The sequence below is a fragment of the Echinicola sediminis genome (assembly GCF_054777495.1).
In genome coordinates this window covers 1-18,704 of sequence record NZ_BAAHAP010000037.1, presented here as the reverse complement: position 1 = coordinate 18,704, position 18,704 = coordinate 1, and the positions used below count along the sequence as shown (strand labels likewise).

The 18,704-nt window shown below is 43.7% G+C and carries 17 protein-coding genes and 1 pseudogene; 10 read left to right on the top strand and 8 right to left on the bottom strand.

Annotation, left to right across the window (positions count from 1 at the left end):
* Positions 1-2: 2 nt before the first annotated feature.
* Both ACYVAA_RS11300 and ACYVAA_RS11295 read right to left on the bottom strand, forming a co-directional pair.
* Complete coding sequence (locus ACYVAA_RS11300; RefSeq protein ID WP_460541647.1) at positions 3-980, bottom strand: isoaspartyl peptidase/L-asparaginase family protein; 978 nt, start codon at positions 978-980, stop codon at positions 3-5.
* Positions 981-1,175: 195 nt separating this feature from the next.
* On the bottom strand, positions 1,176-2,978 hold the full coding sequence (locus tag ACYVAA_RS11295) for a TPR end-of-group domain-containing protein (RefSeq protein ID WP_460541645.1): 1,803 nt from the start codon (positions 2,976-2,978) through the stop codon (positions 1,176-1,178).
* A gap of 81 nt (positions 2,979-3,059) precedes the next feature.
* On the opposite strand from ACYVAA_RS11295, the gene ACYVAA_RS11290 reads away from it, so the two are divergent.
* Positions 3,060-3,278 carry a PspC domain-containing protein gene (locus tag ACYVAA_RS11290; RefSeq protein ID WP_460541643.1) on the top strand — a complete coding sequence of 73 codons (219 nt, stop codon included), beginning with the start codon at positions 3,060-3,062 and terminating at the stop codon, positions 3,276-3,278.
* Here the strand turns inward: ACYVAA_RS11290 and ACYVAA_RS11285 are convergent.
* From ACYVAA_RS11285 to ACYVAA_RS11270, 4 genes are all read right to left on the bottom strand, one after another.
* Complete coding sequence (locus ACYVAA_RS11285; protein WP_460541641.1) at positions 3,275-4,282, bottom strand: glycosyltransferase family 2 protein; 1,008 nt, start codon at positions 4,280-4,282, stop codon at positions 3,275-3,277. The genes ACYVAA_RS11290 and ACYVAA_RS11285 overlap by 4 nt on opposite strands.
* Positions 4,279-4,614, bottom strand: coding sequence for a YbaB/EbfC family nucleoid-associated protein (locus tag ACYVAA_RS11280; protein WP_460541639.1), 336 nt, complete (start codon positions 4,612-4,614; stop codon positions 4,279-4,281). The genes ACYVAA_RS11285 and ACYVAA_RS11280 overlap by 4 nt, the downstream gene beginning before the upstream one ends.
* Positions 4,615-4,896: 282 nt before the next feature.
* Positions 4,897-6,270, bottom strand: a complete 1,374-nt coding sequence (gene hisS, locus ACYVAA_RS11275) for a histidine--tRNA ligase (RefSeq protein WP_460541637.1) — start codon at positions 6,268-6,270, stop codon at positions 4,897-4,899.
* 397 nt (positions 6,271-6,667) lie between these two features.
* Positions 6,668-6,877 (bottom strand): hypothetical protein, encoded by a 210-nt coding sequence (locus ACYVAA_RS11270; RefSeq protein WP_460541635.1) that lies wholly within the window; start codon positions 6,875-6,877, stop codon positions 6,668-6,670.
* A 518-nt stretch (positions 6,878-7,395) separates the two neighbouring features.
* Between ACYVAA_RS11270 and typA the strand changes: the two genes are divergently transcribed.
* Positions 7,396-9,207, top strand: a complete 1,812-nt coding sequence (gene typA, locus ACYVAA_RS11265; protein ID WP_460541633.1) for a GTP-binding protein TypA/BipA — start codon at positions 7,396-7,398, stop codon at positions 9,205-9,207.
* Positions 9,208-9,276: 69 nt separating this feature from the next.
* Here typA and ACYVAA_RS11260 read toward each other — a convergent pair whose 3' ends face one another.
* Positions 9,277-9,747: a hypothetical protein gene (locus ACYVAA_RS11260; protein ID WP_460541631.1), complete on the bottom strand. Its 471-nt coding sequence runs from the start codon at positions 9,745-9,747 to the stop codon at positions 9,277-9,279.
* 118 nt (positions 9,748-9,865) lie between these two features.
* Positions 9,866-11,329, bottom strand: coding sequence for an NADP-dependent isocitrate dehydrogenase (locus ACYVAA_RS11255; protein WP_460541629.1), 1,464 nt, complete (start codon positions 11,327-11,329; stop codon positions 9,866-9,868).
* A gap of 231 nt (positions 11,330-11,560) precedes the next feature.
* Between ACYVAA_RS11255 and ACYVAA_RS11250 the strand changes: the two genes are divergently transcribed.
* The 8 genes and pseudogenes from ACYVAA_RS11250 to ACYVAA_RS11215 form a co-directional block, all read left to right on the top strand.
* Complete coding sequence (locus ACYVAA_RS11250) at positions 11,561-12,346, top strand: enoyl-CoA hydratase/isomerase family protein (RefSeq protein ID WP_460541627.1); 786 nt, start codon at positions 11,561-11,563, stop codon at positions 12,344-12,346.
* A 17-nt stretch (positions 12,347-12,363) separates the two neighbouring features.
* Entirely contained in the window at positions 12,364-13,881 is a 1,518-nt protein-coding gene (locus ACYVAA_RS11245; RefSeq protein WP_460541625.1) for an oligosaccharide flippase family protein, read from the top strand.
* Positions 13,882-13,888: 7 nt separating this feature from the next.
* Entirely contained in the window at positions 13,889-14,323 is a 435-nt protein-coding gene (dut, locus tag ACYVAA_RS11240; RefSeq protein ID WP_460541623.1) for a dUTP diphosphatase, read from the top strand.
* Positions 14,324-14,558: 235 nt separating this feature from the next.
* A complete protein-coding gene (locus ACYVAA_RS11235) occupies positions 14,559-16,175 on the top strand; it encodes a tetratricopeptide repeat protein (protein ID WP_460541621.1) in 1,617 nt (538 codons plus the stop codon).
* On the top strand, positions 16,168-16,911 hold the full coding sequence (locus ACYVAA_RS11230) for a DUF4292 domain-containing protein (RefSeq protein WP_460541619.1): 744 nt from the start codon (positions 16,168-16,170) through the stop codon (positions 16,909-16,911). The genes ACYVAA_RS11235 and ACYVAA_RS11230 overlap by 8 nt, the downstream gene beginning before the upstream one ends.
* A 6-nt stretch (positions 16,912-16,917) precedes the next feature.
* Positions 16,918-18,165 (top strand): murein hydrolase activator EnvC family protein, encoded by a 1,248-nt coding sequence (locus ACYVAA_RS11225; RefSeq protein WP_460541705.1) that lies wholly within the window; start codon positions 16,918-16,920, stop codon positions 18,163-18,165.
* Positions 18,166-18,296: 131 nt separating this feature from the next.
* On the top strand, positions 18,297-18,506 hold the full coding sequence (gene tatA, locus ACYVAA_RS11220) for a Sec-independent protein translocase family protein (RefSeq protein ID WP_460541617.1): 210 nt from the start codon (positions 18,297-18,299) through the stop codon (positions 18,504-18,506).
* A 7-nt stretch (positions 18,507-18,513) separates the two neighbouring features.
* Positions 18,514-18,704 (top strand): annotated as a pseudogene (locus ACYVAA_RS11215) (Asp-tRNA(Asn)/Glu-tRNA(Gln) amidotransferase subunit GatA); the annotation flags it as partial.

Sequence of the window (18,704 nt, the reverse complement as noted above, 5' to 3'; positions counted from 1 at the left end):
TATTAGAATTTACTTTTCGAATCTACTAACGCTTTTCCTCCTTTGTGGTGCATGGCATAATTAAAGCCAGGATGGACAGCATAGGCACCGTGTTCTCCCTCCTTGTTGATCGCAAGAAATCCTGCTTGGATTCCCTCAATGCCTTTATTCTTTTTGATCAATCTTCGCACAGCCTCTTCACATGCTTCCTGAGGACTTCTTCCCTGACGCATCAATTCGACGATCAAAAAGCTACCACAAATTTTTATAATGGATTCGCCAAGGCCGGTGGCAGTGGCTGCTCCCACTTCATTGTCCACATAAAGTCCTGAACCGATGATTGGGCTGTCTCCGACCCTACCGTGCATTTTATAGGCCAGTCCACTGGTGGTGCAGGACCCTGCCAATTGACCATCAGCATCCAAACCGATCATTCCGATAGTATCATGGTTTTCGATGTTGATGATCGGTTTATATTCGGATTTTTCCTTCCATTTTTCATAAGCTTTAGCTGCAGCAGGGCTTAGCGTTTCCTCTTCCATAGAAATACCCTGTTCGATGGCAAACTGCCTGGCCCCTTCACCCGCCAACATCACATGGGGAGTTTCTTCCATTACTTTTCTAGCCAGTGAAATGGGGTGCTTTACCTGCCTTACAAAACAAACCGAGCCGCAGCTGCCGTCCCCTTTCATTATCGAAGCATCCAAGGTCACTATGCCTTCCCGATCAGGAAGTCCCTGCAGGCCTACGGACAGATTGGTGAGATCTGACTCTGTCACCATCACCCCTTGTTCCACAGCATCTACTATACTTCCATTGCCCGATAACACTTCCCAAGCTTTGTCATTGGCCGCCATACCGTGATTCCAGGTCGATAAAATCAATGGCTTATTCCTCTTGCCACTGCCAGCTTCCCAAGGTAACGCGGAAACTATTCCACTTGGAAGTACCAATGCTGATGACATTAAGGTGTTTTTTAGAAATTTTCTTCTATTGGGCATATACTGATTTACTTTTATTGGTGATTGTGTCGAAAATTAGAAAATTTTAAACAGAAAAAACATTTTTGCCCTTTTTAAATTACCTTATTTTTTAACACAACTAAATCGATAAAACATTAAATTTTACACGAAGTCAAATAAAAAAGCACCCCCAATACGGAAGGTGCCCTTATCTATCTTATGGTATTCATGGTATTACCGAATGGCTTGCCTGAACTCCGGTTGTGAGAAATAATCCATAAACTCCCGGTCAGTAGCCGCCCTTCTTTTTAAATACGGACTTCTCTGTACCGCCTTTTGAAGGTTTTCATACAATCGCTCCTTGTCATTATTTTCTGCGGCCACCAAGGCCAATCCGTAAAAGGCATAGCCAAACTCCATGTTTTTCAGGGCGCTTTCTTCAAAAGCCACTGCTGCCTGGGCATATTCTTGGGCCAAATAGTACGCTAATCCTTTATTAAACAGGTTTGTTTCCGTTTCAGGGGCTTTGTTTAACCTTAGTGTTGCCAACTTATAATCCCCTCTTATGATATCAATGGCCCCTCTTCTCCCTTCATTGAAACTGTTGAACTCCTCATCATCTTTTGAGAGCGCATTGGCTTCCGATATTTCTATATAGGCCGCTCCATAGTTTTCCCACATCAAAAATGCCTGTCCTGTATTATGGGTAGCAGCAGCGCTTACCCTGATATCATTTGACATCCTGAAGAGATTCATCGCATCATTCACCTTGTTATTTTTATCGCTGACTTTTATCATACGGTGGGCCTGGTTGAGGTAAACCACCCCTAAATTGTTATAAGCCAACGCCGATCCATTTTTTTCCAGCATGGCCTCGTACAAAATCTGCTTTTCTTTGAGCCCAGGATTAAATTCCGCAGCCCTTGCCAGTTCGGCTTCCGTTAGTTCATCCCCTTGTGCGGTACCATTGATATACATATTGGCCAGGGCAGAAATCTCGGGATCATCCCGCCTGTCCTTTGACATCATGAAGGACACTTTGGCCATTTGCATGGCAGGAAATTTATCCCTGGCAAACGCCTTATAGGATGGAAGCCTTTTTAAGGCCTCCACTTTCTCATTATATTCCGAAGCCGAATAGATGATATCAAAATATTTATCCCTTTCTGGCATGTCCATATTATCGTAGGTCCTAAGCAGGTGCCTGAACAACAGCCAATCAGGCTCATTCTTGACCAATTTGAAATTGATCCCCCTTACATCGAAAGCATAACCGGCCTTTTTCAACGCTTCCTTTAAGTAGCTTTCCATAGCCTGCGCCCGCTGCGCCGCCAACACCTCATAGGAAGACTCATCTGGCGAGGCCATGCCACTTACCAAGATTTCCTTAATTTCCTCATTTTTGGCCACCACCTCTTTTAAGGTTTCCGAAAATGCTTCATTCTTAGCGGAAAGCTGGGGCTTTGTCTCATCCTTGGAGAAATAGTAGTTGGCATCAAAAGCCGACATGTTCAACAGCTCATCATCATAGCTCATGTATGCTCCCACCTCTGGAATATTTTCCCCCGGTGCAAACTGGCCTACCCTCACCAACTTGGGCGTGCTGATGATCCCTTCTGCCAAGGTTACATAGGGGGTAGAATAACTTTTTCCCGACTCCACTTCCTCCATCAGTCCCTTTGCCCTCAAACTCCCCCTGTCCATACCTTCGAGATAAGGAAAGGACATTTTTTTGATGATTTCGACCACTTGGCCTTCGCCTGCAAGGTCTTCTTGGGTAGCTTTGATTTCATCCAGGGGTAATGCCCCTTCCCCATATTGGTACTCCGGCAAAATGGTATAATTGCTTTTTTCAGAGACGAGGCCGGCGGGGATGGTTGCCCTAAAAGTAAACTGAATAGAATCTTTGTGTAGCACCAGTGGATCCTCGTCAATCTTCATTTTGGGAACTCCTGCACTGTCAAACTTCGATTGGGCACTACACCCTCCCAAAAACACTGAAATACAAACTATTAAATATTTATAAGTATGCTTCATAATCGGCCTGGGCTTGATATGTTTTATTGGAATATTCATTATATTTTCACTACTTTTAGCTTTTAAAACGAGAAATATAAAATGGAAAAACTGAAAATATTCTTTGAAGACAGAGCATTTGGCGTTTGTTCCAAGCTTGGGGAAAAACTTAACTTTCCCATCGACAGCATCCGGTTATTCTTTATCTACACTTCCTTTATCACCCTGGGCTCACCGGTAATTATTTATGTGGTAATGGCCATGATGATGAAAATCAGGAAATACTTCAGAAAGAGCAATAACCCAGTACTTTTTGATTAAATAACGGAATATTTCCTTTTTCCCTTTAGGTAATAAGTCATCACTATCGAACGGACTTTTTTATCAGCATTATTGGATGGCAATTTTAGTGCCAAAGGGCTGGATTTTCTTAGCTGATGCTTCATCTTAGAAAAGTCCCGATAAGCTTTGAGCACCTGTAGTGCGTGCTTGCTTTTTCCACTGACCAAGAAAAAAAACACTGCCGCCAAATCCATAAATATCCTTACGGACATGATTTTCAGGAAGCCCGTTGTCTTTAGGTTTCTATAAAGCATCAACAGGTTGTTTCGGTAATTGAGGTAAGTTTTAAACGGACTGGTCCTGGACAGTGTCCCTCCCCCGACATGATACACCCTGGCTTTTCCCGTATAACCAAGTCTGTACCCTTTGAGGCTCAGTCGCCAGCACAGGTCTATTTCCTCCATATGGGCAAAAAACAAGGGCTCAAAACCGCCAAATTTGTGATAAAGATCAGCACGGACAGCAAAGCAAGCCCCAGATACCCAATCCACCTCCCGGTCATCATCATACTGCCCCTCATCTTTTTCCAACAAGTCCAAAATCCTCCCCCTACAGTAGGGAAAGCCCAGTTGATCGATATAGCCCCCACCGGCTCCAGCATAGTCAAAGAAGGGTTTGTTGGTTTGTGAAAGGACTTTGGGCTGTACCGCTGCATAGGCAACATGTGATTCCAGCCATTGTACCAGTATGCTGTCCCAGCCCGGGGTAACCTCCACATCGGAGTTGAGCAATAAATAAAAAGCAAATTCCCCTTCCAGTTGGGACAGCGCTTCATTATAACCTTGACTGAAGCCGTGATTTTTAGCTAAAAAAATAGTCCTAACCTCAGGATAATGTTCTTTTAAAAACGGTTCAGAACCGTCCGAACTGGCATTGTCCGCGATGATGACCTCAAAACTGCTGTTTTGAACAACAATGGGAAGGAATTTTTCTAACATCTCCTTCCCATTGTAATTTAATATAACGATGGCCGCCCGCTTCATCCAAACATATTACCTATATCCATCCCCGGAATATTAGGCATTAGGCCTTCAGTGGCCTTTTTCATTTCCTCTTTGATTTTTACCTCTATGCTTTCGAAAGCCTTATTGGTCGCTGCTACCACCAAATCCTTCAACATATCCTTATCCTCAGGACTGAAGAGACTGTCATCGATGATGATATCCAGCACCTTTCTGTGACCGTTTACGATTACTTTGACCATCCCTGCTCCGGCTTCGCCTTCTGCAGTAAGGTGAACCAGCTCAGCCTGCTTTTCCTTGATCTTGGCCTGAGCTTCCTTCACCTTATTCATGATATTCATAAAATCAAACATATTTCAACTAATTATTTTCTTTCAAATATAAACCTTTATACTGATCCGTTTAAGCTACAAACGTTTCGAGCGTATTTAATTATTGGAACCTTTTTTTAACTCCCGTTCAAAACCACAACTTTTTACTCCCATATCCGATTAATCTGATAGGCACATCACCCTGCCCTGGAGCTATTACTATTGAACGGTCTATTTGGTAGCAAGCTGCATTTATCCCCGAAGATAAACTTGGTCAGTGCATAGCGCTCCTCTTTTAGAGTGCTATGCACCTTTTAAGATAACTCAAACTGCGCTGATGATGCCTATGCACTCCTCTAAAGAATACATGTGCTGATCACCGGTTTTCATATTTTTCAAAGTAACCTTGTGCTGCGCCATTTCCTCAGAACCTATCATGATCACAAAAGGAATATTCTTTTTATCCGCATAGTTAAACTGCTTTTTTACCTTTGTAACGTCAGGATAAATTTCCGCTGACAAACCTGCAGATCGTAATCCGTTCAGTATTTTCAGCCCGTAGTCCTTTCCGTTTTGATCAAAATAACCCACCATCACAGCCGTGGATTGCATTCGCTCATCCGGAAAGAGCTCCAGTTCCTCCAACACATCATAGATTCTGTCTACCCCAAACGAAAACCCTACACCTGAAACGCCCTCCAAGCCAAATACGCCAGTAAGGTTGTCGTACCTTCCGCCTCCGCTGACCGAACCAATGGAAACGTTGTTTACCTTCACCTCAAAAATTGCCCCGGTATAATAGGAAAGCCCTCTGGCCAGGACCACGTCCAGCACCACATGCTCCTGATTCTCCCCAAAGTTTTCCAAAATCCCCAGTACTTCTTCGAGTTCAGCAACACCCTTCAAACCTTCGGAACTTGCACTCAAAAAGTCCTTTAAAAAACTTAGCTTTTCACTGTTGCTTCCCTTCAAAAGCACCACTGGCTCAAGCTTTGTGATAGCTTCACCTGAAAAGCCTCTTTGTACCAATTCCTCCTGCACTTTCTCCCAGCCTATTTTATCAAGCTTGTCTATGGCCACGCAAAGCTCGCTTTCCTTTCCTGGAGCACCGATCACCTCCGATATTCCGGTTAGGATTTTTCGGTTGTTGACCTTAATATCGTAATCGTTCAGCTTCAATTTGGCAAAAACCCTTCTGATCATCAACAATATCTCTGCCTCACAGATCAGGCTGTCCGTACCGACCACATCAGCATCACATTGATAAAACTCCCTGTATCGCCCTTTCTGGGGCCTGTCTGCCCTCCATACCGGCTGAATCTGGAAACGTTTGAACGGAAAAGTAATATCGTTTCTGTTCATCACCACGTATCGGGCAAACGGAACTGTCAGGTCATACCTGAGTCCTTTTTCAGCCACCTTAGGTAAAACCTGTCCTGTCCCCTGCTCCAAATCTCCCGTTTTTACCTTCTTCAAAAAATCCCCACTATTCAATATTTTATAGAGTAGCTGATCTCCTTCATCCCCATATTTACCGGTCAACACAGACAAATTCTCCATGGACGGCGTTTCCAGCTGCTGGTAACCAAACAGTTTGAATGTATCTTTGATAATATCCAGAATATAATTCCTTCTGGCCATTTGCTCTGGCCCAAAGTCCCTGGTTCCTTTCGGTAAAGTTGGTTTTTGGATGCTCATTTCCTTAAATTTTGCCCAAAGGTAAAAAATCTCGGCGATTAAGAGAAGGGATTTAAAAAGTGCGCTGGCACCCTTTGAGGAATCCCAGGCCTTTTCCAATTATTTGGCAGAAAGCAAACGGAATTATTAAAAGCCAAAACACCCGAAAATAGAAGTATTCCCCCTATTATGAGACAGACTGATGCCTATGGGTGATTTCTGTTCTGCTTATTTAGTTAAGCTTAAAAGTCATTACCTCCTTTAGCATGGCTATGCTGCTACGGGAATACGCAGCATCTCGCACAAAAATCAAAAAAGGCTGTCAAACCCACATGTCTGACAGCCTTGAAATCAATCTTACTTGTAACGACAAAAAACTATAATGTAAATTTTCTTCAAATAGACTTCCTTTTTTTGATTATAATAATAATGCGCTTCTTATTCCTTCAGCCAGCTTTCTTCCCAAGCTGGATTCCTTAGGCTCTGGCGACTCTTTTTCTATGGATTTCAAAGAAGTTTTTCTTCGAATAATCTCCCATACATTGTCCTTGGCCTCTCTTTCACTACCGGCCTCTGTATGAATCTGAAACTCTACGTCATTGATCTCGATCTTAATTAAGTACTTCATGGTTGTAAGTCTTTTTTAGTCCTCTAAAACAAAATAACCTTACTTCTTACACTTTCGTGTCGCCTGCCGGACCTCCGACAACATTAACAATAAAAATTAACTTCAGTATTTCAAACCAACTTATTTGCACTTTATAAATATAACCAATTTATTTCAATGCAAACAGTTTCCCTCAAAATAGTCAGAAACTTCTTAATACTTAAAAACTTATACGATAATCAGACCTTCTTGGATTAATTACTTTCTGAATTAAATGATCCAAAAATTATACCAAAAACACTGGAAACCTGTCAATAAATAGTCCAAAATTGTAAACCAACAAAATCTTTCCTTTCCTCCGACTTTAGCTATGCTCAGCTCTTTAATGTAGCCAAAATACCTTAAGCATACCAGACAAATAACATAAATCACTGAGCATGAAGCAAAACGAATTATTCCACAGAAAATAGAAACTTTATTTATCCTTAATCGTTTTACGGAATTTTCTTTGTACTTTTGCAACTTAATTAATCCTGATCATGCAGAATATTCGTAACATCGCGATTATCGCGCACGTTGACCACGGCAAGACTACCCTGGTAGACAAAATTATCCACGCTTCCAAAATCTTCCGTGAAAACCAACAATTTGACGACTTAATCCTGGACAATAACGACCTGGAGAGAGAACGAGGCATCACTATTCTTTCCAAAAACGTGTCCGTTAGATATAAAGACTTTAAAATCAATATCATTGACACCCCTGGTCACGCCGATTTTGGTGGTGAAGTGGAAAGGGTATTGAAAATGGCAGACGGTGTAATCCTTTTGGTGGATGCCTTTGAAGGACCAATGCCTCAGACACGTTTTGTTTTGGGCAAAGCGTTGGACCTTGGCCTTACCCCTATCGTAGTGGTAAACAAGGTGGACAAACCAAACTGCCGTCCCGATGAAGTGCACGAAGCGGTATTTGACCTGATGTTCAACTTGGACGCTACCGAAGAACAGCTGGACTTCGTGACCATGTACGGATCAGCCAAAAACAACTGGATGGGCCCTGATTGGCAAAACCCAACAGATTCCATCTTACCACTTTTGGATACCATCATCGAACATATTCCTGCTCCTAAAATCGAAGAAGGAAACGCCCAGATGCAAATCACTTCGCTGGATTTCTCCAATTTCGTAGGGAGAATTGCTATCGGTAGGGTAAAAAGAGGAAGCCTAAAAGAGAACACGCAAATTGCACTTTGCAAAGAGGATGGCTCCATCAAAAAAATGAGGATCAAAGAACTTCATGTATTTGAGGGACTGGGTAAAAATAAGGTTGAGGAAGTGCAGGCAGGTGACATCTGTGCAGTAACAGGTATTGAAGGATTTGAAATCGGCGACACCATTGCTGACGCTGAAAATCCGGAACCTCTACCAAGAATCGCGATCGATGAGCCTACCATGAACATGCTCTTTACGATCAACAACTCTCCTTTCTTTGGTAAGGAAGGCAAATTTGTGACCTCCAGACACTTGAGAGACCGTCTGTACAAGGAAACAGAGAAAAACTTGGCACTCAGGGTGGAGCCTACGGACAATGAGGATAAATTCTTGGTGTATGGACGAGGCATCCTTCACTTGTCAGTATTGATCGAGACCATGAGAAGAGAAGGCTACGAACTTCAGGTAGGCCAGCCACAGGTAATCTACAAAGAAATCGACGGGGTGAAGCATGAGCCTATCGAATCCTTGGTAGTGGATGTACCGGAGGAAACTGCCGGAAAAGTTATCGAATTGGCTACGCAGCGTAAGGGAGAACTCTTGGTGATGGAACCAAAAGGAGATCTTCAGCACTTGGAATTCAGGATTCCTTCAAGAGGTCTGATCGGCTTAAGAAACAACGTGCTTACGGCCACTCAGGGTGAAGCGATCATGAACCACCGTTTTGTGGATTATGAACCGTTCAAAGGACCTATCGCAGGTAGAATCAACGGTTCATTGATTTCCATGGAATCAGGCCCGACTACCGGTTATGCCATTGACAAGCTTCAGGATAGAGGCGTATTCTTTGTGGATCCGGGAGAGGAAATCTATGGTGGCCAGGTAATCGGCGAACATTCCCGAGACAATGACATCGTGGTAAACGTACAAAAAGGTAAAAAACTGACCAATATGCGTGCATCTGGTTCAGACGACAATACTAAAATTGCTCCGGCCAAGAAATTCTCTTTGGAAGAGGCCATGGAATACATCCAAAAGGATGAATACCTGGAAATCACTCCTAAGAGCATGAGAATGCGTAAGATTTACTTGGACGAAAATGAGCGGAACAGAATGTCCAAAAAAGAGGCGACTAATTAATTTTAGTTTCTTTTAATACAAAAAGGCCTGCTTGATTGAATCAAGCAGGCCTTTTTTAATTCACCATCTTTATTGCTTTTCATAATAGAGATAAGGGCCATCACATGGTGCCCAGTCTATATTCTCCAATTGCCCCTTTTTTGATATATATAAATCCTCTGTCTCTTCATCTCCACTTGTGCAGTTCCCAGCAATATCATCCCCCTCGGTAAAGGTCAGAACAACCACCCCTACATATTCGTCGGCCAGTTCTTCCGAAACCTCTTCAATGGAATAGGTCCCGGTAGCCATACCATTGAAATCGTCCTCTTCGATGCTTTTTTCAAAGTCTCCATCTCCGGAAAAAGAGTAGATCTCGGATCTTTCCAATGCATCCCCCCCCAAAGTAACATCCACCATGGATCCCCTGCTTTTCACCAACTTCCACTCTCCTTCCAAAAAGGACTCGCTTGGATCAATAATAATCTCAGGTTCAAGGGCAGACTCTGTACACGCTCCTAAGGAGCAAAAAACAACTAAGCTTAAAAATACGTTTTTCATGATTTTATTCTTTAAAGTTCTTTGTCCAGACGTAAACTAATACCTCGAATGTCTCAAATAAAATCAAAAAAAGAGGAAAACCTTTCCGTTTTCCTCTCTCACTAAAAATCAATTTTTCTTACTCTCCCTGTGCCAGAGAGAAACCTCTTTCTCCATCAAAGGTGTAAAGATTTTCTGTTTTGATAAAATCAAAACCCAAATCATCTACTTGCTTCAATATATCCAACACCTGGGCATGATTTATCGGTGACTGGTCTGCATTGAAGAACCTTACCCTCCAGTGATCAGAACAGAAGGTTTCCTTCATACCATCAGGATATACCTTTACTCCTCTGTTAGTGATCAGCTGCATTTTAACACCCGCTGCATCTACTGCTCGCAATTTGTCACCGATCACATTGGCGTCCTTACCGTTTTCCTTCCAGTCGATAAACACGTCCAGTCCAACAAGCTCTTTATTGATCGGTTTTCTTTCCGTAAGCTTAATCGCCCCCATATTGTCCTCAGTGCCGTCTCCTTTTTTAAACTCCGCAGGAGTCATGTTTTCAGGCTTCTGACCCAATCTCTCAATTACCGCTTGAGCAAACTCCTGGGTTCCCACACGCTTGGCTGAAACTCCTTCTTGATAAATATCACCGGTATGGATTCCATCTTCTAGGGTCTTCATCCAGGCATTGCTGACTTTCTCTGCCACTTCTGGCTGACCGATATGCACCAACATCATGATTGCCCCATTGAGCAAGCCTGAAGGGTTGGCAATATCCTGGCCGGCAATATCAGGAGCGGAACCGTGGATGGCTTCAAACATGGCCACATCTTCACCCACATTGGATGATCCTCCCAGCCCCACAGAACCTGTGATCTGCGCAGCTACATCAGAAATGATATCACCATATAGGTTCAGCGTGACGATAACATCAAACATCTCCGGTCTGTCGGCAATCAGGGCAGTTCCGATATCGATGATCTTGTGATCCGCCTCGATGTCCGGATATTCCTGAGCCACCTCATTGAAGATTTTATGGAAAAGACCATCGGCCAACTTCATGATGTTGTCCTTGGTCATACAGGTTACTTTCTTACGGTTGTATTTTTTGGCATACTCAAAGGCATAACGGATGATCTTTTCAGAACCAGGCCTGGAGATCAGCTTCAAACACTGGTACACTTCATCGGTCTGTCTGTGCTCAATTCCTGCATAAAGATCCTCTTCATTTTCCCTGATGATCACCATATCAGTCTGAGGGAAATGTGTCCGGATATAAGGGGAATAAGACTTACAAGGCCTGACGTTGGCATAAAGCCCCAAAGTTTTCCGGGTCGTTACGTTCAGGCTTTTGAAGCCTCCACCCTGAGGGGTAGTGATAGGGGATTTTAAAAAAACCTTTGTCTCTCTTAATGAATCCCAAGCTTTTGGTTCGATACCGGAGCTGATACCTTTAAGGTAAACCTGCTCGCCTATCTCGATCACATCTGTTTCGATTTGCGCTCCCGCTGCTTCCAAAATTCCCAGCGTGGCTTTCATAATTTCCGGGCCGATACCATCACCGTAAGCTACGGTTATTTTTCTTTTGGATGACATAAAGTGTATTATTATAGATTTGAAGTTTCAAAATGTGCTACAAAAATATAAAAATCTGCCAGAGAAGACCGATAATGAAATAACTATTTCACCCTTTTTAGCCAGATAATGCAAGATTTTCAAGTTGGTCACTATCAGCGACAAGCTGAAACCTGTTTTCATTTTTAAAGGGTTTGCTTTGTCTTTGCTGGACCACCTTGTATATTTGGATTTAAACATAGGTTTTAAGGCATGGCTGAAACTACCCATATTCTTTCTGAAAATAAAAACGGTATCCTTTACCTTACCATCAACCGGGAATCCAAGCTCAACGCAATCAACTTTGACACCCTTGAAGAGCTGAAAAATATCTTTAACGAAGTCAATGACAACAAGTCCATCAGAGCGGTGATCCTTACCGGCGCCGGGGAAAAAGCCTTTGTTGCCGGAGCGGACATCAGCGAGATTGCTGACCTTAACGAGTTGAATGCCCGGAAATTTTCAGAAAACGGACAGGAAGCCTACAATCTTATAGAATCCTGCCACAAACCCGTCATTGCCGTAGTCAACGGCTTTGCACTTGGTGGAGGCTGTGAACTGGCCATGGCCTGCCATATGCGCATCGCCTCTGCCAATGCCAAATTTGGGCAGCCCGAAGTAAACCTGGGCATCATCCCCGGTTACGGAGGCACCCAAAGGCTTACTTTTTTGATCGGCCGGGGAAAAGCCAATGAACTATTGATGACCGGCGATATGATCGGTGCAGAGGAAGCCAAGGCACTGGGGCTGGTCAACCATGTCACCAGCACCAAACAGGAAGCCATTGAAAAAGCCGAGGAAATTTTGCTGAAAATCATGACCAAAGCACCTTTGGCCCTGGGCATGATTGTAGATTGTGTCAATGCAGTCTTCAGCAATGAGGAGAATGGCTACCTGATAGAAGCCAACAGCTTTGCCCGCTGCGTAAAATCCGATGATTACACCGAAGGAACGGCCGCTTTCCTTGAAAAAAGAAAACCCAACTTTAAGGGGGAATAGGAGTCGGCTGCTAATTCATGGGTAATCTCAAAAAACTGGCCGGCCAAACCGCCATTTATGGAATAAGCAGTATACTGGGCAGGGTAATCAACTTCCTGCTTCTCCCTCTATATATCACTTACCTCACCAAAGAGGACCTAGGATCTTTCACCGCGATTTACGCTTTTATCGCCTTTTTCAATATCCTCTTTACCTATGGTATGGAAACCACTTTCTTCAGGTTTTCCACAGGAAAAGGACTGGATCCCAAAGCGGTCTATAATAATGTTCAATCCCTGATTCTGACCACCTCACTGTCATTGGGGGCCATCTTGTTCTTGAGTGCAGAGCAGATAAGCCTTTGGATGGATTACCCTGGAAAGGCCTACCTGTTCCAATGGACTGCCCTGATCCTGACCATTGATGCCATCCTTGCCATCCCCTACGCCAAATTAAGGGTAGAAAACCGCTCTGTCCAGTTTGCCATGACCAAGCTGCTGAACATCCTGTTGAATGTAGGCTTCAACATTTTCTTTATTGTGGTCTGTTTCCATATCCATAATGGGGATTACCTATCAAGCTTTCAGCCCTTTGTAGACACCTTTTACCATCCCGAATGGGGAGTAGACTATATCCTGCTTTCCAACCTTTTTGCCAATGCCCTGATCATCCCGGTGCTGTTTTTTCTTTCAGGAAAATTCCGCTGGTCATTTGATAAAAGCATACTCGGCCCCATGTGGCATTATGCCCTTCCTTTGCTCTTTATGGGCCTGGCAGGGGTGACCAACGAGGTCTTCTCCAGGTTCTTGTTTGAATATATCCTGCCCGAAAACTTTTACCCCGGGTTGAGTGCGCGCGAGGCTGGAGGGGTATTCGGTGCCAACTTTAAGCTGGCCATCTTTATGAACCTGATCATACAAGCCTTTAAATATGCAGCTGAGCCCTTTTTCTTTTCTCAAAGCCAGGACAAAAACAGTCCCCAGCTATACGCCAAGGTAATGCACTGGTTCATCATCTTTTGCAGCATCTTAATGGTCTTTGTGGCGGTCAACCTCAATATCATCGGCCCTTTGATTTTGGGTAATAAAGGCTATAATGCCGGTACAGAGATCGTCCCCATGCTGTTGATGGGCTACTTGATGCTCGGGGTTTACTTTAACCTCAGCATTTGGTTTAAAATTACCGACCGGACCATTTACAGCTTTTACATCACTTTTACCGGTGCTGTTATCACCGTACTGGTCATCCTTCTTTTCGTACCCAAACTAGGCTATATGGGCGGTGCGCTGAGTACGCTGGCCACCTATATAGTAATGTCGGTCATGTGCTATCTTTTTGGCCAAAAATACTATCCCATCCCCTATAATACCACTTCAGGAGTACTTTACCTTCTTGTTGGTTTTGCCTTGTCTTATCTGGGCTTTTACCTACAGACAGATTCTTCCTTGCTGACCTTCTTTTTCCGCAATGGGCTGGCCTGCTGTTTTGTGATTTTGATTGTCTTTTTGGAAAAAAAGGAACTATCTTTAATCTTTCAAAAAATCAAAAAACAGTAACACTACCATGCAGGTAAAAGTAATCAACCAATCAAAGCACCCCCTTCCCGAGTACCAAACCCCTTTATCCGCAGGATTGGACTTGAGGGCCAATATCGAAAAAAGTATCTTATTGGAGCCGTTGGAGCGCGTTTTGGTCGGTACCGGCCTGTATATGGAACTGCCTGCTGGTTTTGAGGCGCAGATCAGACCGAGAAGTGGTTTGGCCTACAAACACGGACTTACCGTCCTTAATACTCCTGGCACGATTGATGCTGATTATAGGGGCGAAATCAAAGTGCTTTTAGTGAACCTTTCCAAAGAGCCCTTTGAAATCCAGGACGGAGAGCGCATTGCCCAGATGGTGATTACCAAACATGAACAGATCCAATGGGAAGAGACCAGCGCTGTCTCCGAAACCAACAGGGGAGCTGGAGGCTTTGGAAGCACTGGAAAGTCCTGATACTGTTATTTTTACCCAAATAACCTTATAGAGGTGAACCAAAAGGACATTAAGTTTGTCAAAAGCTTGGGTGGAGGCTTTCCCTGCCCGAAATCAGTTGAGTAGAGCACTTGTGATGAGCGTAAAAAACATACAAAAACACATCTTCGTAAGCACCTTCCTTTTTTTCTGCCTTTTTTTTGTCCCTGAGTCTTTCGCTCAGAAAAAAAGTAAAAAGCAGGAAAAAAAAGAAGCCATGGCCGACCGTCTTTTTATAGAGGGCGAAAAGCACATGATGCTGGAAGATTATAAGAAGGCCTATTTTTACTTTGATAAGGCCTATAACCTGAACCCTGAAGAAGGGGCCATCAACTTTAAAATCGCAGAGATTCTGGCCAGAGCCAATCAAAACGAAGATGCATTGACTTACGGTCAGCAAGCCATTGAGGCGGATCCTGAGAATAAATACTACCGACTCTTGGTGGCCGAAGTCTACACCAAACAAAACCAACCGGAAAAGGCCGCAAAGATACTAAAGGAGCTGATCGAAAGCTCTGACGATAACCAGCAGTATATTCTGGAGCTCGCTTCCCTTTACCTGAGCACTCAGCAATTTGACAAGGCACTAAAAGCCCTGGATGATGCCGAGGAATTTTACGGAGTGGTAGAACAGTTGTCCGTTCAAAAACAACGGATCCACCTGAAGCAAAACAACCTCGAAGGAGCCATTGAGGAAGGTGAAAAGCTAGTAGAGGCCAACCCTGGCAATTCCAGGTATGTCTTGGCACTGGTCGAAATCCTATTCAACAATAACCGCTTGGACCAAGCATTGGCTACAGTTTATCAATCCCTTGAAGAATACCCTAATCAGGGAGATCTGCACCTGGCCTCTTATACCCTGCTCAAGAAAAAAGGGGAGCTGGACAAAGCCAAGCAGCACCTGTTTGAAGGTTTTCACAACCCCGATCTGGAAGGACAGGTCAAAGCCCAGACTTTCACCGATATTATCCAAAAAGACCTAAAAACCTCCGAAAGGGAAAACATGTTGGACAGTTTGGGGCAGATCATGCTGGAGAAAAACCCAAAGGATGCTGAAGTCTATACGGTATTGGGAGATCGGGCCTTGGTAAATGGAGAAGCTGAAAAGGCCTTGGACTACTTCAAGGAATCCATTGCCCTTAATCGCAGAAACCCTAAGGTCCTACAGAACATCATCAGCCTGATGTTTGAGCTGGGCAAAGGTTTTGAAAACATTGAGCATTATACCATTATCGGTACCGATGAGTTTGAGGACAAGGCAGAGTTTTGGTTTTTTGACGGTACCGCTAAACTGGCACTCAAAAAACATGATGAAGCCGCAGTCTCTTTACAAAAGAGCAAAGAGCTCAACAAGGGCCTAAACAAACAGCTCGACATGATGATTCTCGGCCAGCTGGGAGACACTTTCCATGCCTTAAAGAAAAGTAAAGAGGCTTTTGAAGTCTATGAGCAGGTGCTATCCGAAAATCCCGATGATGAGCATATTTTAAATAACTACGCCTATTTTCTCTCATTGGAAAAAAGAGAACTGGACAAAGCCCTCAAGATGTCCCAAAAACTGGTCAAAAAATTCCCCTCCAATGCCACCTATTTGGACACACATGCCTGGGTGCTGTTTCAGATGGAAAAATTCCAACAGGCCAAACATTATATGAAGTTGGCTTTGGACAATGAAGAAGAGCCCAGTGGCGTTATGCTTGAACATTACGGGGACATCCTCTTTCATTTGGGAGAGAAAAACGAAGCCCTACTCTATTGGAAAAAGGCCTTGGACAAAGCGGACAGTTCCGAGGTTCTAGGAAAAAAAATCAAGGACAGAAAATATTATGAATAAAGGTTTTTTTCTGACTTTTTTAATGGCCCTTGTACTGTTGGCAGGATGTGCCAAAAGGCCAAATTTATACTCCTCAGAAGATATGATGAAGGAGTTTACTCCTTCCTATTTCGACTTCGACTACCTTAGCGCAAAAGCCAGGGTGGTCTTGGAAGAAAAAAACGGTAAAACCACCCGGGGCACGCTCAACCTGAGGGCTAAAAAAGACAGCATTATCTGGTTTAGCCTTAGCCCAGGACTTGGGATTGAAGCGGCCAGGGGCGTCATTACCGCCGAAGAAATAAAGATCAAAGACCGAATCAACGGACAGGACATCGACCTTACTTACGACCAGTTTCAGAATACCTACGGGCTGAAGCTATCACTGGACCTTTTCCAAAACGTCCTTTTTGCCAACATCCCCAATGCAGTTAGCTTTAGGGACAGGCTGGTGCGGGTGGGAAAAACCTTTGAGCTCACCCAAAGGAGAGACGGAATCACCTATGAGTCTGTTGTCGGTGCCCAGCATGGCAAAGTGCAGGAGCTCAACACCTCTTCCAGGTTCCACAAAGGAAAGCTCTCCGCTGTCTATCCGGAATTTGAGGTATTGGAAGAACAGCCCTTTGCTTATAAAATATTGATCAATATGATGATTGAGCAGGAATCTTCCAACCAGCCCCAATCCACCTTGGTCAATCTGGAGATAAACAAGGTAGACCTGTCCAATAGCCCACTCTCATTTCCTTACAATTTTTAAGCTATGATGAGAAGGTTACTGCTTGTTTTATTGTTGATGACAGGGTACATCTTTTGGACCGGGAATGCCGAACTCCAAGCCCAAACGGGAAAAACCCGCGCACAGCTGGAAAAAGAAAAAGCTGCCGTACAGCAGCGCCTTAAGGAATTTGATGAAATCCTCAAGAAAACTTCTGCCAGAAAGAAAAACACCATCAGTGAGCTTAATGTAGTCAACAAACAACTGGAAACCAGGATCACCTATATCAAAACCCTCAATACCGAAGTGGCCCTGCTCAACCGGGAGATAAAAGAAACTGAAGGAATGATCGGTTCGCTTGAAAATGACCTGAAGGTCCTCAAGGAAGAGTATGCCCAGATGATCTATGTTTCTTCCAAACTCAACAGTGGCGTCACGATATTGACTTTTATCTTCAGCTCATCTACCTTCAAACAGTTTTATATGCGGCTGAGGTACCTCAAGCAATACAGCGATGCCCGGAAAAAACAGGTGGAGCAAATCAAAAAAGTCAATGCAGACCTGCAGGTCCAACGCGGCAAACTGGAATCACAAAAGGAAAACAAGCAGCAGGCATTAAAAGAGGAACAAAGTCAGAAAAAGGAACTCGATCAACTCAAAAAAGAACAACAGGGGATCGTTCAAACCCTCACTGCGAAGGAATCAGAAATCCGCAAGGACATCGAAAAGACCAAAAAGGAACAGGAGGAGTTGAACCGCTTGATCCGCAAGGTCATCGAGGAAGAAATCCGACGTGCCGAGGCTGAAGCCAAAAAGGTCAATTCCCCGGCCAAAAAAACTGCTGGGACCAGCATGCCCTTGACTCCCGAGGCAGCGGCCCTGTCCAGTTCATTTGCTGAGAATCAGGGAAAACTGCCCTGGCCGGTAGCCAAGGGTTTTGTGTCCAAGCGCTATGGAAAGCACCCCCACCCTACCCTGAAGGACATCATGGTCACCAATGACGGCGTGGACATACAGACCAGTCCGGACGAAGAGGTACGGGCAGTATTTGACGGGGTGGTGACCAAAGTTTCTACCGTGCCGGGCATGGGAGGCACCATCATTATCCGTCATGGGGAATATTATACCATGTATAGCCGCTTAAAGACCATTGATGTAAAATCAGGACAATCGGTCAAAGCAAATGACAAAATTGGGGAAGTTTCCACCAGCAGCAATGGGGTCTCAGAAGTACATTTCCAGACATGGAAAGGGTTGCAAGTGATGAATCCATCAATTTGGTTGTCTGGGAAATAGGCATTTATGCTTTAATATGAGTATCTTTACAAAAAAGATTAGGAAAATAGAGAGAACTGTGCATTATTCCTTTGTGTTAGTAAGACACAGTTTTATCTTTGTAACGATTTAATAACTAAAATACGCTTATCATGACTACATTGGGTTTCATTCAGAATATCGGAGGAGGTTCCCTTATCATTATCATTTTGGTAATCATCCTTCTATTCGGAGCTAAGAGGATCCCTGAATTAGCGAGAGGATTGGGCAGAGGCATCAAAGAATTCAAGGATGCTACCAAAGAAATTCAGGATGATATAGAAGAAGGTCTTAAAGACAATAAAGGAAAAGATAAAAAGTAATAGACCATTGGAAAAATTCCATTCATTTGACGAAATAACACAAGCGCTTAAAAACAAAGAAACCGATTGTAAGGCGATTGTAAATTATTATCTCAAAAACATTGAAACGAAGGCGCATCTCAACGCCTTCGTTGAAGTTTATGAGCAATCTGCTTTGGAGCAAGCCGAAAAAGTGGATCAAAAATTACAGGAAGGAAC

Bases quoted from the DNA above. Each gene is read 5' to 3' on its own strand.
- ACYVAA_RS11300 (WP_460541647.1), bottom strand. From the start codon at position 980: ATGCCCAATAGAAGAAAATTTCTAAAAAACACCTTAATGTCATCAGCA.
- ACYVAA_RS11295 (WP_460541645.1), bottom strand. From the start codon at position 2,978: ATGAAGCATACTTATAAATATTTAATAGTTTGTATTTCAGTGTTTTTG.
- ACYVAA_RS11290 (WP_460541643.1), top strand. From the start codon at position 3,060: ATGGAAAAACTGAAAATATTCTTTGAAGACAGAGCATTTGGCGTTTGT.
- ACYVAA_RS11285 (WP_460541641.1), bottom strand. From the start codon at position 4,282: ATGAAGCGGGCGGCCATCGTTATATTAAATTACAATGGGAAGGAGATG.
- ACYVAA_RS11280 (WP_460541639.1), bottom strand. From the start codon at position 4,614: ATGTTTGATTTTATGAATATCATGAATAAGGTGAAGGAAGCTCAGGCC.
- hisS (WP_460541637.1), bottom strand. From the start codon at position 6,270: ATGAGCATCCAAAAACCAACTTTACCGAAAGGAACCAGGGACTTTGGG.
- ACYVAA_RS11270 (WP_460541635.1), bottom strand. From the start codon at position 6,877: ATGAAGTACTTAATTAAGATCGAGATCAATGACGTAGAGTTTCAGATT.
- typA (WP_460541633.1), top strand. From the start codon at position 7,396: ATGCAGAATATTCGTAACATCGCGATTATCGCGCACGTTGACCACGGC.
- ACYVAA_RS11260 (WP_460541631.1), bottom strand. From the start codon at position 9,747: ATGAAAAACGTATTTTTAAGCTTAGTTGTTTTTTGCTCCTTAGGAGCG.
- ACYVAA_RS11255 (WP_460541629.1), bottom strand. From the start codon at position 11,329: ATGTCATCCAAAAGAAAAATAACCGTAGCTTACGGTGATGGTATCGGC.
- ACYVAA_RS11250 (WP_460541627.1), top strand. From the start codon at position 11,561: ATGGCTGAAACTACCCATATTCTTTCTGAAAATAAAAACGGTATCCTT.
- ACYVAA_RS11245 (WP_460541625.1), top strand. From the start codon at position 12,364: ATGGGTAATCTCAAAAAACTGGCCGGCCAAACCGCCATTTATGGAATA.
- dut (WP_460541623.1), top strand. From the start codon at position 13,889: ATGCAGGTAAAAGTAATCAACCAATCAAAGCACCCCCTTCCCGAGTAC.
- ACYVAA_RS11235 (WP_460541621.1), top strand. From the start codon at position 14,559: ATGGCCGACCGTCTTTTTATAGAGGGCGAAAAGCACATGATGCTGGAA.
- ACYVAA_RS11230 (WP_460541619.1), top strand. From the start codon at position 16,168: ATGAATAAAGGTTTTTTTCTGACTTTTTTAATGGCCCTTGTACTGTTG.
- ACYVAA_RS11225 (WP_460541705.1), top strand. From the start codon at position 16,918: ATGAGAAGGTTACTGCTTGTTTTATTGTTGATGACAGGGTACATCTTT.
- tatA (WP_460541617.1), top strand. From the start codon at position 18,297: ATGACTACATTGGGTTTCATTCAGAATATCGGAGGAGGTTCCCTTATC.